The 15,217-nt window shown below is 75.0% G+C and carries 12 protein-coding genes; 1 reads left to right on the top strand and 11 read right to left on the bottom strand.

Annotation, left to right across the window (positions count from 1 at the left end; genetic code table 11):
• Window positions 1-30 precede the first annotated feature (30 nt).
• The 10 genes from E1O70_RS10915 to E1O70_RS10870 form a co-directional block, all read right to left on the bottom strand.
• Complete coding sequence (locus E1O70_RS10915; protein WP_061268744.1) at window positions 31-570, bottom strand: ASCH domain-containing protein; 540 nt, start codon at window positions 568-570, stop codon at window positions 31-33.
• Window positions 571-859: 289 nt separating this feature from the next.
• Window positions 860-1,885 carry a ketol-acid reductoisomerase gene (gene ilvC / locus E1O70_RS10910; protein ID WP_021481959.1) on the bottom strand — a complete coding sequence of 342 codons (1,026 nt, stop codon included), beginning with the start codon at window positions 1,883-1,885 and terminating at the stop codon, window positions 860-862.
• A gap of 114 nt (window positions 1,886-1,999) precedes the next feature.
• Window positions 2,000-2,524 carry an acetolactate synthase small subunit gene (gene ilvN, locus E1O70_RS10905; RefSeq protein WP_061268745.1) on the bottom strand — a complete coding sequence of 175 codons (525 nt, stop codon included), beginning with the start codon at window positions 2,522-2,524 and terminating at the stop codon, window positions 2,000-2,002.
• A 98-nt stretch (window positions 2,525-2,622) separates the two neighbouring features.
• The gene (locus E1O70_RS10900; RefSeq protein ID WP_061268746.1) at window positions 2,623-4,533 is read right to left on the bottom strand and encodes an acetolactate synthase large subunit; all 1,911 of its coding nucleotides are present in this window, start codon (window positions 4,531-4,533) and stop codon (window positions 2,623-2,625) included.
• Window positions 4,534-4,909: 376 nt separating this feature from the next.
• Entirely contained in the window at window positions 4,910-6,781 is a 1,872-nt protein-coding gene (locus tag E1O70_RS10895; protein ID WP_061268747.1) for an alpha-glucosidase, read from the bottom strand.
• Window positions 6,782-6,910: 129 nt separating this feature from the next.
• Window positions 6,911-7,891, bottom strand: a complete 981-nt coding sequence (locus E1O70_RS10890; RefSeq protein WP_061268748.1) for an NAD-dependent epimerase/dehydratase family protein — start codon at window positions 7,889-7,891, stop codon at window positions 6,911-6,913.
• Window positions 7,888-9,720, bottom strand: a complete 1,833-nt coding sequence (locus E1O70_RS10885; RefSeq protein ID WP_061268749.1) for a class I adenylate-forming enzyme family protein — start codon at window positions 9,718-9,720, stop codon at window positions 7,888-7,890. Before E1O70_RS10885 ends, E1O70_RS10890 begins: the two co-directional genes overlap by 4 nt.
• The gene (locus E1O70_RS10880) at window positions 9,717-11,009 is read right to left on the bottom strand and encodes a cytochrome P450 (RefSeq protein WP_240696672.1); all 1,293 of its coding nucleotides are present in this window, start codon (window positions 11,007-11,009) and stop codon (window positions 9,717-9,719) included. Before E1O70_RS10880 ends, E1O70_RS10885 begins: the two co-directional genes overlap by 4 nt.
• Window positions 11,006-11,770, bottom strand: coding sequence for a glycosyltransferase family 2 protein (locus tag E1O70_RS10875; RefSeq protein ID WP_061268750.1), 765 nt, complete (start codon window positions 11,768-11,770; stop codon window positions 11,006-11,008). Before E1O70_RS10875 ends, E1O70_RS10880 begins: the two co-directional genes overlap by 4 nt.
• A gap of 23 nt (window positions 11,771-11,793) precedes the next feature.
• Window positions 11,794-12,888 carry a 3-oxoacyl-ACP synthase III family protein gene (locus E1O70_RS10870; protein ID WP_240696671.1) on the bottom strand — a complete coding sequence of 365 codons (1,095 nt, stop codon included), beginning with the start codon at window positions 12,886-12,888 and terminating at the stop codon, window positions 11,794-11,796.
• A 128-nt stretch (window positions 12,889-13,016) separates the two neighbouring features.
• On the opposite strand from E1O70_RS10870, the gene E1O70_RS10865 reads away from it, so the two are divergent.
• On the top strand, window positions 13,017-14,357 hold the full coding sequence (locus tag E1O70_RS10865) for a cytochrome P450 (protein WP_240696670.1): 1,341 nt from the start codon (window positions 13,017-13,019) through the stop codon (window positions 14,355-14,357).
• 36 nt (window positions 14,358-14,393) lie between these two features.
• Here E1O70_RS10865 and E1O70_RS10860 read toward each other — a convergent pair whose 3' ends face one another.
• Window positions 14,394-15,206 carry a hypothetical protein gene (locus E1O70_RS10860; protein ID WP_061268752.1) on the bottom strand — a complete coding sequence of 271 codons (813 nt, stop codon included), beginning with the start codon at window positions 15,204-15,206 and terminating at the stop codon, window positions 14,394-14,396.
• Window positions 15,207-15,217: the final 11 nt, after the last annotated feature.

Raw genomic sequence — 15,217 nt, 5'->3', positions numbered from 1 at the left:
ACGGCCGGCCACCGCTCATCCTCGCCGCGCTCAGCGCGGGTAGCGCAGCTCGAACCGCTCGCACACCAGCGGCATGTCCGGCGCGAACTCGCGCGACAGGACGCGACGGAAGTACTTCTCGTGCTCGACGCGCCACGACTCCAGCGACCGGTCGTCCTCGCCCTCCGCGTGCGCGAAGTCCGCATCGACGTCCTCGAACGCGACCACCTCGACCGACGTCGTGCGGATCAGCGCGCGCGGGTGGCCCGCGCCGTCGAGCAGGATCGACAGCTCGCCGACGCGCGGCACCGCCTCGGCCGTCTCCTCGTACTCCCACAGGGCCGACGACGTCGCCGTCTTCTCCCCCGTGAGCACCGCCATGAGCAGGTCGTCCGCCAGCGCCGGGTTGTCCCCGAACGACCACGCCGGGGGCGGCACGCTCTCGGACACCGTCGTGCCCGTGACGACACCGAGCCGCGCCATGCCCGCGCTGGGCCGCGCCAGCTCCCAGAACGCCAGGATCTCCGCCGCCCGCTCGTCCACCGTCACGTCGTCCGTCACCGGGTCTCCCTCGTCCGTCTCTCGGGTCATGCCCCTATCGTGGCGCACCGAGAATCGGATCTGCCCGGTCTCCCGCCCTTCGTCCCACCCGTGTCGCGCCGGCACGATCCGCCATCTTCTCGGACGCCGCGACCAGGTCCGGGACTGGCGGCCTGCTGGCCAGCGCCCGGGTGAGCCGACAGCAAGGGGGTGGGTGACCCCTGTCGCGCGATCGTGGTGGGCCTGGCGGGAGCGGTGCGAGGAACGAGCACCGCGGATGGTAGATCGCGCGACAGGGGTCACCCACCCCCAGAGGTGAGCCGAGCTCAGAGGCCGAGGATCAGCGCGCGGCGCTGCCCTCGGTGTAGTCGGCGTCCTGCTGCTTCCACGCGAACAGCGACCGCAGCTCCTTGCCGACCTTCTCGATCGGGTGCTGCGCGGCCTTCTCGCGGAGCGCCGTGAACTCCGGCGCGCCGGCGTCCTGGTCGTCGATGAAGCGCTTGGCGAACGCGCCCGACTGGATGTCGGCGAGGACGCCCTGCATGTTCTCCTTGACGCGGGCGTCGATGACGCGCGGGCCGGAGACGTAGTCGCCGTACTCGGCGGTGTCGGAGACGGACCAGCGCTGCTTGGCGATGCCGCCCTCCCACATGAGGTCGACGATGAGCTTGAGCTCGTGCAGCACCTCGAAGTACGCGATCTCCGGCTGGTAGCCGGCCTCGGTCAGCGTCTCGAAGCCGTACTGGACGAGCTGCGACACACCGCCGCAGAGCACGGCCTGCTCGCCGAACAGGTCGGTCTCGGTCTCCTCGGTGAACGTCGTCTTGATGACGCCCGCGCGCGTGCCGCCGATCGCCTTCGCGTACGACAGCGCGACGTCCCAGGCCTGGCCCGACGCGTCCTTCTCGACGGCGATGATGTCCGGGATGCCACGGCCCGCGACGAACTCGCGGCGCACCGTGTGACCCGGCGCCTTCGGGGCGACGAGGATGACGTCGACGCCCTCGGGGGCCTCGATGTAGCCGAAGCGGATGTTGAACCCGTGCGCGAACGCGAGCGTCTTGCCCGTGGCGAGGTTCGGCTTGATCTCGTCGTTGTAGATCGAGCGCTGGTGCTGGTCCGGCGCGAGGATCATGATCAGGTCGGCCCACGCGGCGGCGTCCGCCACGGACTTGACCTCAAAGCCCTCGTCCTGGGCCTTCGCGACGGACTTGGAGCCCTCGCGCAGGGCGACGACGACCTCGACGCCCGAGTCGCGCAGGTTCTGGGCGTGCGCGTGGCCCTGGCTCCCGTAGCCGACGATCGCGACCTTCTTGCTCTGGATGATGGACAGGTCGGCGTCGTCGTCGTAGAACAGCTCAGCCACGATGGATCTCCTCGGTTCTTCGTTGCGGTTCAGGGGTCTGTTGCGGTGTCGCGCGGAACGGCGACCGGTGCGCGCCGACGCCCACGGGGGTCTCGGTGCGAGGGTAGGCGATGGTCAGGCGGAGCGGACGACGCGTTCCAGCGCGCGGTCCGTGATGGAGCGGGACCCGCGCCCGACGGCGACGGTCCCCGACTTCACGATCTCGCGCACGCCGTAGGGCTCGAGGGCCCCGAGCAGCGCGTCGAGCTTCTCCCCCGTGCCCGTCGCCTCGATGGTCACGGCGTCGGGCACGACGTCGACCACCTTCGCGCGGAACAGGTTGACGACCTCGAGCACGCCGGTGCGGTGGGTGCCGTCGGCACGCACCTTGACGAGCAGGAGCTCGCGCTGGACCGACGCGGACGAGTCGAGCTCGACGATCTTGATGACGTTGACCAGCTTGTTGAGCTGCTTCGTCACCTGCTCGAGCGGGCGCTCCTCCACGTCGACGACCACGGTGATGCGCGAGATCTCCTCGTGCTCGGTGGGGCCGACGGCGAGGGAGTGGATGTTGAAGGCGCGGCGGGCGAACAGGCCCGCGACGCGCGTCAGCACGCCGGGCTTGTTCTCGACGAGCACGGAGAGGGTGTGGCGGGACATCGGTCAGTCCTCCAGGGACAGGGGTCGGATCGGGGCTGCATTGCGCTGCAGCCGAGTGCCTTGCTTCGCTGCGGCCCTCAACCTCCGCTGCATTCCGCTCAGTCCTCCCGGTCCCAGGCGGGCGAGATGCCCCGCGCGTACTGGATGTCGTCGTTGCTCACACCGGCGGCGACCATCGGCCACACCATCGCGTCGCGCGAGACGTTGAAGTCGATGACGACCGGGCGGTCGTCGATCTCCATCGCGCGCTTGATCGCGGCGTCCACCTCGCCCATCGACTCGACGCGGATGCCCTCGCACCCGTAGGCGTCGGCCAGCTTGACGAAGTCGGGCACCCGCGCCGTGCCGTGGCCGGTGTGCAGGTCCGTGTTCGAGTAGCGCTGGTCGTAGAACAGCGTCTGCCACTGGCGCACCATGCCGAGCGAGCTGTTGTTGATCAGCGCGACCTTGATGGGGATCTCGTTGATCGTGCAGGTGGCGAGCTCCTGGTTGGTCATCTGGAAGCAGCCGTCGCCGTCGATCGCCCACACCGTGGCGTCGGGGCGGCCGACCTTCGCACCCATGGCCGCCGGGATCGAGAAGCCCATGGTGCCGAGGCCGCCGGAGTTGAGCCACGTCCGCGGGTGCTCGTAGCGGATGAACTGGGCCGCCCACATCTGGTGCTGCCCCACGCCTGCGACGTAGATCGACTCGGGGCCCGAGATCTCGCCCAGGCGGGAGATGACGTGCTGCGGGGCGAGGTGGCCGTCGTCGGGCTCCGTGTAGCCGAGCGGGTACGTCTCGCGCCAGTCGTCGATCTGGCGCCACCAGGCCTCGACGTCCGGCTTGCCCTTGGCCTCGTGCTCACGCTCGAGCTCGGGCAGCAGGTCGGTGATGACCTCCTTGAGGTCGCCGACGATCGGCACGTCCACGTCGCGGTTCTTGCCGATCTCCGCGGGGTCGATGTCGGCGTGCACCACCTGCGCGTGCGGGGCGAAGCTCGACAGCGCGCCGGTGACGCGGTCGTCGAAGCGGGCGCCGAGCGACACGACGAGATCGGCCTTCTGCAGCGCCGCCACGGCCGGCACGGTGCCGTGCATGCCGGGCATGCCGAGGTTCTGGGGGTGCGTGTCGGGCACCGCGCCGCGCGCCATGAGCGTCGTCACGACGGGCGCGCCCGACAGGTCGACGAGGCGGCGCAGCTCGGCCGACGCGTTCGCGCGGATCACGCCGCCGCCCACGTACAGGACCGGGCGGCGGGCCGTCGCGAGCAGGCGCGCGGCCTCCTTGATCTGCTTGCTGTGCGGCTTCGTCACCGGGTGGTAGCCGGGCAGCTGCACGTCCTGCGGCCAGGAGAACGTGGTGCGGGACTGCATCGCCGACTTCGCGATGTCGACGAGCACCGGGCCCGGGCGGCCGGTCGAGGCGATGTGGAACGCCTCGGCGATGGTGCGCGGGATGTCGTCCGGGTCTGTGACCAGATAGGAGTGCTTGGTGATCGGCATCGTGATGCCGACGATGTCCGCCTCCTGGAAGCCGTCGGTGCCGATCATCGACTCGGCGACCTGGCCCGTGATCGCGACGAGCGGGATCGAGTCCATGTTCGCGTCGGCGATCGGGGTCACGAGGTTCGTCGCGCCCGGGCCCGACGTCGCCATCGTGACACCGACGCGGCCGGTCGCGTGGGCGTAGCCCTGCGCCGCGTGGCCGCCGCCCTGCTCGTGGCGCACGAGGATGTGGCGCAGGCGCTGGGAGTCCATGAGCGGGTCGTACGTCGGGAGGATCGCACCACCCGGGATGCCGAAGACGACCTCGGCACCGGCCTCCTCGAGCGAGCGGACGATCGACTGCGCGCCCGTCATCTCCTCGCCCGTCGGGGCGCCGTTCGAGGCGCCGGCCGGGCGAGCCGTGGCTGCGCGCCGGACGTCGCCGCGCGGGGCGACCGACGCGGGTGTCGGGGCGGGCTTCGGCGCCGCGGCGGGCGCCGGGGCGCCCTGTCGCGGAGGTGCCGGGGTGGGACCCTGGGCCATGGTGTCTCCTGCGTGTCGTGGCCTCGGCCCGGCGGGCGCCCCGTGGGGCGCTCCGCCGGGAGCCGGAGCCGACCGTGGTGGTGCGGTCGTGCTGGTCGCGGTGTGCGGGTGCCGGTCCTCGCGGGTCTCGCGGGTGCGGCGCTCGCGGTGGCCGGGTAGGCCTGCCGCGGTCTGTCTGCCGTGCTGATGGCGTTGTGGTGGCAACAAAAAACCCCTCGAACCCGGGATGCCGGGCTGGACGAGGGGTGAGCGCGCTGACGAAGCCTGGTGGCGTGGCCTCAGCCGGCGCGCTCAGGAAGTACTACAAGGAGGATCGTCTGCACGTCTGGGACTGTACGCCCATGTCCCGGTGATGTCACGTGTCGAGGCGGCCGTCTCACGCACTGGGACGTGCGGGGCGCGGCCCGGTGCGCCGGAGCACCCGTCCCTCCCACGGCTCCAGGTGCCCGACGGCGCCCGGCCGGGTGCCGTCGTCGGCCCGCCCGGGGTGCGTGGTCACGAGGACCGACGCGTCGTCCCAGCCCGTGAGCGTCCCGGGCGGGACGTCCTGCGGGACGCCACCGACGTTGACGAGCACGAGGAGCTCGTCCCGGACGGTCGTGCCGTCGGGCCCGGGCGCGTCGAGGGCGCGCGTGAACGCGTAGACCGCCTCGTGGTCGGGCAGCAGCATGCGGAAGTCGCCGAGCGCGACGACCGGCTCCTCCCGGCGCAGCGCGACGAGCCGCCGGTAGAAGTGCAGCACGGAGTCCTCGTCGGCCCAGGCGGCCTCCGCGTTGATCGTCGTGTGGTTGGGGTTGACCTCGAGCCACGGCGTCCCCGTCGTGAAGCCCGCGTTCGCGCTCGCGTCCCACTGCACGGGCGTGCGGGCGTGGTCGCGGCTCGCGTGCGCGAGCACGGCGAGCATCTCGCCGTCGGTCCGCAGGCGCGGGGCGCCCGTGCGACCGGTGAGCTCGCGGAAGTACCCGAGCGACTCGACGTCCTGGTACTGCTCGATCCGCGTGAACGGCGCGTTCGTCATGGCGAGCTCCTCGCCCTGGTAGACGTACGGCGTGCCGCGGTGCAGGTGCAGCAGGAGGGCGAGCGCCTTCGCCGAGGCGACGCGGTGCTCCGGGGAGTCGTCGCCGAACCGCGAGACGACGCGCGGCTGGTCGTGGTTGTCCCAGTAGAGGGCGTTCCAGCCCCGGTGGGCGAGGCCCGCCTGCCAGCGGCCGAGGGTCGCCTTGAGATCGGCGAGGTCCCACCGGACCGGGTCGTACCGGGTCGCCCCGTGGTCGATGCCCATGTGCTCGAACTGGAACACCATGTCGACCTCGCGACGGTCCGGGTCGGTGTACCGCACGCCGTGCTCGACCGTCACGCCCGGCGTCTCCCCCACCGTGAGGATCTCCCGGCCCTGGGCGAGGTACGGCGCGAACACCTCGCGGTGCATCTCGGCGAGGAACTCGTGCACGCGCGGCCCGTCCGTGTAGTGCGGGCTCCCGTCCCCGTACGTGCCCCAGTGCACCTCGCCGTCGGGCAGCGAGCCGTCGGGCGCGACGTCCTTGGAGATGAGGTTGATGACGTCCATGCGGAAGCCGTCGACGCCGCGGTCGAGCCACCGCCGCATCATCGAGTAGACCGCCTCGCGGACGTCGGGGTTCTCCCAGTTGAGGTCCGGCTGCTTGGGGTCGAACAGGTGCAGGTAGTACTCGCCCGAGGCCTCGTCGAACCGCCACGCGCTGCCCCCGAAGAACGAGCGCCAGTTCGTCGGCTCGGCGCCCGGGGCGCCGGGCTCCATGCCCTCGCGGGCGGGGCGCCACCAGTACCAGTCGCGCCGCGGGCTCTGCGCGGACGAGCGCGACTCGACGAACCACGGGTGCTCGTCGCTCGTGTGGTTGACGACGAGGTCCATGACGAGCTTCATCCCGCGCGCGTGCAGCCCTTCGATCAGGGCGTCGAGGTCCGCGAGCGACCCGAACAGCGGGTCGACGTCCTCGTAGTCGCTGATGTCGTAGCCGTTGTCCGCCTGCGGCGACCGGTACACCGGGGACAGCCACACGACGTCGACGCCCAGCCGCTCCAGGTGGTCGAGGCGTCGCGTGATCCCTGGGAGGTCCCCGATGCCGTCGCCGTCGGTGTCCTGGAACGAGCGCGGGTACACCTGGTAGACGACCGAGCGCGTCCACCAGGGAGCCTCCGCCGGTGTCTCGGCGCCGGGCCACCCCCCGCGGCGTGCGTCCTCGGCCTCGGTCCGGGCGTGCTGCGACATCGTCGATCCTCTCTGCTCCAGGTCTCGTCCCTCACCCTGCCCGACCGCGCCGTGGGGCGCGCGTCCGGCACGCCGGGCGGACGTCCCCCACGACCGGGTCGAAGGACGAGGCGAGCACCGGTGCGGCGCTCACCACGCGTGCGCCCCGGCGAACGACGTCGGGGGCGGGTCGACGCCCAGTACGTCGCGCAGGACCGTGAGGTCGTAGGTGCGTTCCATCGCGAGGTGGCTCAGCGCGTACCGCGTGAGGCGCGGCGGCTCAGGGCGGCGCAGCCGCCGGGCGACCGTCTCGACCACGCCCGCGAGCGCCCAGGCGGGGCGCACCGGGACGGCGACGACCCTCACGGCGGTACCCCGGCGGCGCAGCGCGTCGGCGAGCGCGTCGCGCAGGACCACCGGCTCGGCGTCGGCGACGTTCACGACGAGCGGGCCTCCGGCCGCGCCGTCCCCCGTGCCGGGCGCGCGGGCCGCGGCGTCGGGCAGCACGACGGCGGCGCGCGCCGCGGCGAGCAGCGTGTCCACGTGCGTCAGGGACTGGAGGACGCGCCCGCCGCCAGGCAGGACGAGGCGCCCGCGCCGCACGGCGGCCTCGACGCGCGGCAGGAGCGTCGAGTCGCCCGGCCCGTAGACGGCGTGCGGGCGCAGGACGACGACAGCGCCGCGGTCGGGGTGGCGCGCGACGTCGCGGGCCAGGGCGCGCTCGGCCAACGCCTTCGTCGTGCCGTAGGCGTCGAGGTACCGGGCGACCGGCGCCTCGTCCTCGCGGGCGCGGACGCTCGGGCGATACGGGTCGTACACGCTGCCGGACGAGACGTGCACGAACCGCGCGCCGGGGAACGTGTCGCGGACCGCGAGCGTCCCGGCGACGTTCGTGGCGCGCGCGACGTCGAGCGCGCACCAGTCGGACACGGCGGCGCCCGCGTGCACGACGGCGTCCACCGGGGGCGGGTCGGCGAGCGGACCGGTGGTGAGGTCCCAGGCGAGGTGCCGGGCGCCGTCGACCGCCGGGTCGCGGCGGGAGGACGTCCAGACCTCGTGGCCGTCGGCGACCAGCCCGCGCGCGACCGCTCCCCCGACGAACCCCGACGCCCCGGTGACGACGACCCTCACGCGCGGGCGCCGGGCGTGTCTCGGCCGACGGCGGCCGACTCAGCGGGCACCAGCGGCGCGGCGGGCACGCTCGGCGCGGCGGTCTCCAGCGGTGCGGCGGGCACCAGCGGCGCGGCGGCGCGCGAGAGCGCGGCGCGGTCGGGCTTGCGCGAGCGACCGGCGAGCGGGATGCGGTCGGCGAGCAGCACGACGTCGGGCAGCGCGTCGTGGTCGAGCACGCCCGGCAGCGCGGTGCGCACCCGGTCCACGAGCGGGTGGTGCGGGTCGAGGCGCACCGCCGTACCGGCGTCGGGCCGAGGATCGGGCCTGGTGGCCGTGTCCGGCTGAGAGTCTCCCGACGCCGAGGTGACGACGAGCGCGACCCGCTCGTCGCCGTCCACCTGGGGAACCCCCACGAGCAGCGCCTCGCCGACGCCGTCGAGCGCCGCGACGCGCGGCTCGTAGAGGCCGGGGTAGATGTTCGTCGTGCCCCGGATGATCATGTCCCGCGTGCGGCCGACGAGGACGAGCCGCCCCGCGTCGTCGCGGCGCGCGAGGTCGCCGGTGCGGTGCTCCGCGGCCCGTGCGCCCGCGCCGCGGGCGGGGGCGTCGAGGTCGTGCAGGTAGCCCGCCATGAGGGACGGCCCGGACAGCACGAGCTCTCCGACGTCGTCGCGGCCGGGCTCGCCGACGGCGTCCCGGCCGCCCTCGGGTTCCTCGTCCTCGACCGGGTCGAGCCGCGCGACCGTGCCGGGCAGCGGCGCGCCGACGAGGTCGCCGTCGCCCGCGTGCGCGAGCTTCTCGCGGGCCTCGACCACCGCGACCGGCAGGATCTCCGTCATCCCGTACACCGCGACCCACCGCGTGCCGGGCAGCACGCGCGTCGCGCGCTCGAGGAGCGCGCGGGTCACGGGCGCACCGCCGACGAGCGCGACACGCGGCCCGCGTGCCGGGACCGCCCCGGCCTCGATCACGTCGAGCAGCGCCGTGACGTCCGCGGGCACGAGGTACGTGCCCGCGGCGCCGTCGAGCTGGCGCGCGAAGGTCGTGATGTCGCGGCTCGGCGGGTCGGCCGGCACGGACCACGTGGCACCCGCGAGCAGCGCCGGGACGCCGAGCAGCATCTGGTCGGTGTGCACGACGTCGCCCGGCGCGAGCGCGAACACGTCGCGCAGCAGGTCGCACCCGGCGAGCAGCGACCCGGCCGTGTGCACGACGGCCTTCGGCTGCGCCGTCGTGCCGGACGTGAAGACGGTGAGCGCCTCACGGTCCGGGTCGAGCGGCGGCAGCGCCGCGCGGTCGACCGGGCTCGCGGCGAGGCGGCGGGCGGCGCGCGAGCCGCGCGGCACCCCGGGGAGCCACGGGCCGGCGTGCACGTGCCGCAGCGGGAGGCTCGCGTAGTCGGGCAGGAGCAGGCCCCGTGACCGCGCCAGACGGCGCAGCGGCCCGCGCGAGGCGGCGTAGAGGAGCGACTCGGTCGTCGCGAGCGACGGCCCGGCTGCGCTCACGCGTGCCGCGAAGAGCTCGGGCGTCGAGCCGGGGTCGACGAAGACGACGGTCCCGCCCGCCCGGACCACCCCGAACGCGAGCACGACGCCCTCCGGCCGGGGCCGCACCGAGAACAGGGCGCGGTCGCCCGGCGCGAGGCCGTCGGCCGCGAGCGTCGTCGCGGTCGCCTCGACGCGCCGCGCGAGGTCGGCGTACGAGGCCTCCTCGCGCACGCGCGCACCGCGGCGGCCCGGCCGCGTCCAGCGCCGGAGCGCGACCGCGTCGGCGGACGCGTGCCCGGCGGCCCCGCGGGCGAGGATCGGGGCGAGCAGGTGGCGGGCCACGTCGTCGGGCGCGGTCATGCCGCCTCCCCGGCCGACGACGCGGCCGATCCGGCGACCGGGCCCGGTGCGCGCACCTCGCCGCCGACCGCCCGCACGACGAGCGAGCGGTACGCCGGGATGAGCACGCCGCGGGCGACGGCTCGGTCGGTGACCTGAAGGCTCCGACCCGCCGCGGCGACCGGGCGCAGGGCGTCCAGGACGGCGTCGACCTGGGCCGTCGCGAGCGGCATGCCGAGACAGAAGTGCGGGCCGGCGCCGAACCACAGGTGTCGCACCGCCGGGTCGACGGGGGCGTCCGGGTCGAAGGGGCCCGCGTCCTTGCAGCAGGAGATCGTCGCGATCACGACCCGGTCGCCCGCGCGGACGCGGACGTCGCCCACGGTCGTGGCGGCACGCACGGAGCGGAGCATGGCGGGCGTGGGGGCCGTGACGCGCAGCGCCTCCTCGACGACGCGGCCGCGCAGCACCGCGGCCTCCGGCCCGGCGCCGGGGTCGGCCGCGAGGAGCCGGTCGAGCCAGCCGGTGTCCGCGGTGAGTGCCACGAGGCGCGGCACGAACGACTGGATGGTCTCGGTGCCCGTGAGGACGAACGCGCCGACGGCGCCGAGCGCCTCGTCCTCCGAGAGCCCGAGCTCGCGCATGCGCCCGGGGACGGTCGCGGGGTCCCCCGCGCGGTACGCGTCACGAGCCGGTGCGGACAGCCGCGCGAGGACGGCGCGCGCGTGCCGCACCTGGCTGGGCGTGAGGCTGCGCCGGTGCAGGCGCACGAGGCCGACCACGGACTGTGCGGCGGTCATCGCCTCGCGGACGGCGGAGTCCGTCGGGGGCAGCCCGGTCATCGCGCAGACGACCGTGCCGGCCATGGTCGCCGTCTCCGCCACGAGGTCGACGCGCTCCCCCGCGAGCAGCCGCGGGGCGAGGCCCGCGAGGACGTCGGGCACGCTCACCGCGACGAGGTCGCGCACCGCACGGGGTGTAAAGAGACCCGACAGCGCCCGGCGCAGGCGCGCGTGGTCGGCGCCCTCCATGTTGAGGAGCACGGACGGGCCGAGCACGGGCGTCCACAGGTCCGACGGCGACCCCGGGCCCACCTTGGAGAAGTGCTCGGTGTCGAGCAGCACGGCGCGCGCCGTCGCGGCGTCGGACACGACCACCCCGATCCCGGGGACGCGCACGACCGGGCCGCGGTGCCGCAGGGCCCGGATCGCCGGGTAGACGAGCGGGTGCGCCCCGCGCTGCACCCGCTCCTCCCAGCGCATCGCCGCGGCGAGCCCGGCGGGTGCGGGCGCGAGCGCCGTGCCGGTCACCGGATGTCCACGAGCTCGGGCCGGTAGCGGTGGTCGGCGTACCAGCCGAGCGTGCGGACGAGGCCCCACGCGTGCGCCCGGCGCGTCGAGGCCCGCACGACGACGTCACGGTGCGCGCCGTACCGCCGCGTGCGGCGGCGCACCGCGTTGACGAGCGCCCGGTCCTCGTGGACGTCCTCGATCGCGGTGCGCGGGAACCCGCCCGCCGCCTCGTAAAGCGCCGCCGTGATCGCCATGTTGCAGCCCGGCGCCATGACGTAGGGGCCGAGGTAGGACGGGTCCTGGTTGCCGGGGCGGAAGCGCCCGAACGTGCTCGCGACGCTCACCGCCGCGGAGAGCACGCCCTGCTGGACGCGCGAGACCGGGCGGTCGTCGGTGCGCGGCACGAGCCGTCCCGCGACGAGATCGTGCCCGCTCGCGAACGCGGCGCGCACGCGTCGGGTCCAGTCGGGCAGCGGCAGGCAGTCGGCGTCGGTGCGCGCGAGGTGCGTCGCGCCCTGCGCGATCGCCGCCCGCATCCCCGTGTCGGCCGCCGCGCCCGTGCCCTTCTGCGGCTCGTCGACGACGCGCCACCGCGTCATGCCCCACGCCGCCGCGGTCGCGCGCACCAGGTCGCCCGTGCCGTCCGACGACCCGTTGTCCACGACGACGAGGTCGAAGTCCGTGTCCTGCTGGTCGCGCAGCGCCTCCAGCGTCGCGACGATCCCGTGCGCCTCGTCGCGCGCGGGCACCACGACGGCGAGCCGCTGCGTGCTCGCCACTCCTCGCGTGAACCGCCGGGTGCTCACAGCCGCACCACCGTCGCGCCGATGCTGATGCCGCCCGCGAGGCCGACGAGCACGACGACGTCGCCCGGCCCGACCCGACCCGTCTCGAGCGCTGTCGCGAGCTGGAGCGGGAGCGTCGCGGAGGCGACGTTGCCGTGGTCGGCGACGGTGACGAGCGTGCGGCCGGTCGGCAGACCGAGCGCGGCGTGCACGTCGTCGAGGTAGGCGACGGCGACCTGGTGCACGGCGACGAGCGCGACGTCGTCCCACGTGAGCCCCGCACGGCCGAGCGCGTCGAGGACGACCCCCGGCCCGAGCGCGAGGAACGCGTCCCGCAGCCGGGACCCGTCGATCTCGAAGTAGGTGCGCTCGAGGTCGCGCGGGTGCGCGGTGCCGCCCCCGGGGAGCATGCCGACGTCCCAGTGCGTCGACTCGGCGCCGAACGCGCTCGCGAGGATGCCGCGGGGCGCGGGGGCGCCGGAGCCGTCGCGCGCGTCGGCCTCCGCCGCGGTGGCGCGGCGCACGAGGACGGCGGCCCCGGCGTCGGACATGGTGTAGCCCGGGGCGGAGAGCAGGTAGGTCGCGCGGTCGGGGACGTCCCAGCGCACGGCGCGCGACGGCGCCTCCCCGCACGCGACGAGCACGGTGCCGTACCGGCCCGTCGCGACGAGCGCCTCGGCGACCTCGATGGCGTTGAGCACGGAGTTGCACGCGTTCTTGACGTCCATGACGGGCGCCCGGACCCCGAGCTTCGCGGCGACGATGTGGCTCGTCGCGGGCTCGACCATGTCCTGGCTCGCCGACGCGAAGAGCAGCAGGTCGACGTCGTCGGGGGCGAGGCCCTGGGTCGCCAGCAGCTTCTCCGCGGCCGCGACGGCGAGGTCGGAGGCGTCCCAGTCGTCGGGGAGCACGTGGACCTGCCGCACGCCCGTGAGGCGCGAGACCATCGGCACGCGCGGCGCCGCGCCCGGGTTGCGCTCCGCGAGCGCGCGCTCCGCCTCGCGCACGTCGACCACGCGCTCGGGCAGGTGGACCCCGACGGCGGCGATCACCGCCGCGGGACGCACGGGTGCGGACCCGGGGGCTACCGGGCGGGGTGGGTTCTCTGGCACGCGCGACACAGTAGCCAAGCAGACCCCCTCGGACGGCGGTCGTCCACAGGTTCCGATGGGGTGAAGTGCCCATCCCCGGACGGCGGCGCGGCCGCCCCGTGGCCCTGCCCGTGCGCCACACTGACCCCGTGACTGCGACCACGACCGGACCCGTGCCCACCCGCGAGCGCCGTCGCGCCCTGCCCACGACCCGGCAGGAGCTGCAGGTCCTCACCGCCGCGCGCCCCGCGATGGCCGGCGTGCTCCTCGTGGGCGGCGCGCTCACCGGGCGGCGTCCGGGCGGTGGGCTGCGCCGGGTGCCGGGCCTCGGGTGGGTGACGTCCGACCCGACCGTGGGTCGCCGCATCCTCACCGACCACCGGCACTTCACGATCGTCGGCGAGGGCGGGGTCGGGCACCTCTGGGCCCAGATCCTCGGCGACTGGGTCCTCGACCTGTTCGACGGCCCGGGCCACCACGACCTGCGCACCCGCTCGCGCGAGCTCTTCACCGAGGCGAGCGCCGCGGCGTTGGTCGACGGCGCGTGGTCGCTCGCGCTCGACGACGCGCGCCGCACCCTCGCCGCGGGCGGGACGGTCGACGTCGGCCGGCTCGCGCGCGTGCTCGTCGGCCGGATGATGATCTCGCTGCTCGGCATCCCGTCCCCCGCGGCCACCGGGGCGGGCTCAGCGCCGGACGCCGGGGCCGGCGTGACGCCGGAGGCCGCCCCGACGGACGACGACGCCCTGGCGGCCTTCGCGACGGGCGAGCGGCTCGCGTCGATCGCGCTCGGGAGCGCCGGCTCGACGTACCTCGCGCCGGGCCAGGTCGCGGCGGCGCGGGAGATCGTCGCCGAGCTGACCCAGGGCGTCCCGGACGGGTGGCGGCACGCGCCGGCCGACCGCCTGCTCGGCCGGTGCCGCGAGCTCGGCCTCGGGCTGGAGGAGACGACCGGGCTCGCGAGCCTGCTCATGGTCGCGGGCACCGAGACGTCGGCGTCGGCCATGGCCCGCACCACCGCGCTCCTGATCGACACGGGCGAGCAGCACCGCCTGCTCCGGCTCCTGGCCGACGAGCGCGCCCACCCCGTCGAGCGGGCCGCCGGCGAGCCGGACGCCGTCGAGAACGCCGTGCGCGAGGGTCTGCGCGTGACGAGCCCGGCCTCGGTGATCGGCCGGGGCGTGTCGGCCGACGTCGAGGTCGCGGGCCGCACCCTGCGCGCCGGGGAGCGCGTCATGATCCTCACGTGGGCGGCGAACACAGCGGCCGGGCCGTTCCGCGCCGACCGCCCCTACGTGCGCGAGACGCGCCAGCTCTGGTTCGGCGCGGGGCGCCACCTGTGCCTCGGCGCCGCGCTCGCCCGCGCCGAGATCGCCGCGCTCCTGCACGCGCTGTACGACGACGGCGCACCCCTGCGCGTCGTGTCGCGCCGCGCCAAGCGCCGGGTCCTCGTGCCCGGCTACGACCAGCTGGTCGTCGCGCGCGCCTGACCCGCAGGGCGGGAATCGGCAGCGGTACACCGGGCGTCAGCCCTGCGGGGTCACGCTCCACGTGCCGGCGGTCTTCACGGCGAGGACACCGGGAAGCGCGAGGTCGTACGTCTCGGTGAACGCCTCGGTGTCGCCGAACATGCGCGACGCCTCGCGCGTGACCCCGAAGTATCGGCCCTGGAACGAGTCCTCGGGGCCCGCCGGCGTCCACGACACCTCCGCGCTCGTCGTGCTGCCGTCGAGCCGCAGGACGGTCGGTCCCGTGCCCGACTGCGGCCCTGCGACGGGCGGCAGGTCGTTCCAGCTCTCGAACCGCAGGGACCACTCCCCCGACGCTTCGAGCCAGATCGACTGCTGCGGCGCGGAGTCCTCGAAGACGTCCATGAGGTACGACCCGGTCGTCTCACCGAGCGCACCCGGGTACGGCGTGACGTCCGTCGGTGCCATGAACGCGCGCGTCCCCGCGCAGTCGCCGCAGTCCAGGTGCACGACGACGGCGAAGTCGCCGTCGCGCGCGAACGTCACGGCGGCGCTCCCCGTCCCGCTCGCCGCGGCGGGTGCACCGGCGGCGACCGTTCCCGCGTCCACCGCCTGGGCGGGTGGCGCGGAGGGACGGTCGGCGAGCGGGTCGACCACCTCGGGCGTCGTCTCCTCCGACGGCTCGTCGCGCGTGCCCAGCGCGTCCTCGGTGGCCGTCGGGCTCGGGGTGGAGGACCCCGGAGCGACCTCCGGCTCCCCGGCGGCAGTGCACCCGCCGAGCGCGACGACCGCGGCCGTCACGATGGCCAGCGGGACGACGGCGGACGCGGCCCGGCGACGGCGCGGCGATCTCTCCGGACGTGCGCTCACGGGACCAGTCT

The sequence above is a fragment of the Cellulosimicrobium funkei genome (assembly GCF_004519295.1).
In the GTDB taxonomy this organism is placed as follows: domain Bacteria; phylum Actinomycetota; class Actinomycetes; order Actinomycetales; family Cellulomonadaceae; genus Cellulosimicrobium; species Cellulosimicrobium funkei.
This window is presented reverse-complemented; position numbering and strand designations above follow the sequence as displayed.

What these genes read in the sequence shown, in the direction of transcription:
- E1O70_RS10895 (WP_061268747.1), bottom strand. Translation starts at nt 6,781, where the DNA reads ATGTCGCAGCACGCCCGGACCGAGGCCGAGGACGCACGCCGCGGGGGG.
- E1O70_RS10885 (WP_061268749.1), bottom strand. Translation starts at nt 9,720, where the DNA reads ATGACCGCGCCCGACGACGTGGCCCGCCACCTGCTCGCCCCGATCCTC.
- ilvN (WP_061268745.1), bottom strand. Translation starts at nt 2,524, where the DNA reads ATGTCCCGCCACACCCTCTCCGTGCTCGTCGAGAACAAGCCCGGCGTG.
- E1O70_RS10915 (WP_061268744.1), bottom strand. Translation starts at nt 570, where the DNA reads ATGACCCGAGAGACGGACGAGGGAGACCCGGTGACGGACGACGTGACG.
- E1O70_RS10900 (WP_061268746.1), bottom strand. Translation starts at nt 4,533, where the DNA reads ATGGCCCAGGGTCCCACCCCGGCACCTCCGCGACAGGGCGCCCCGGCG.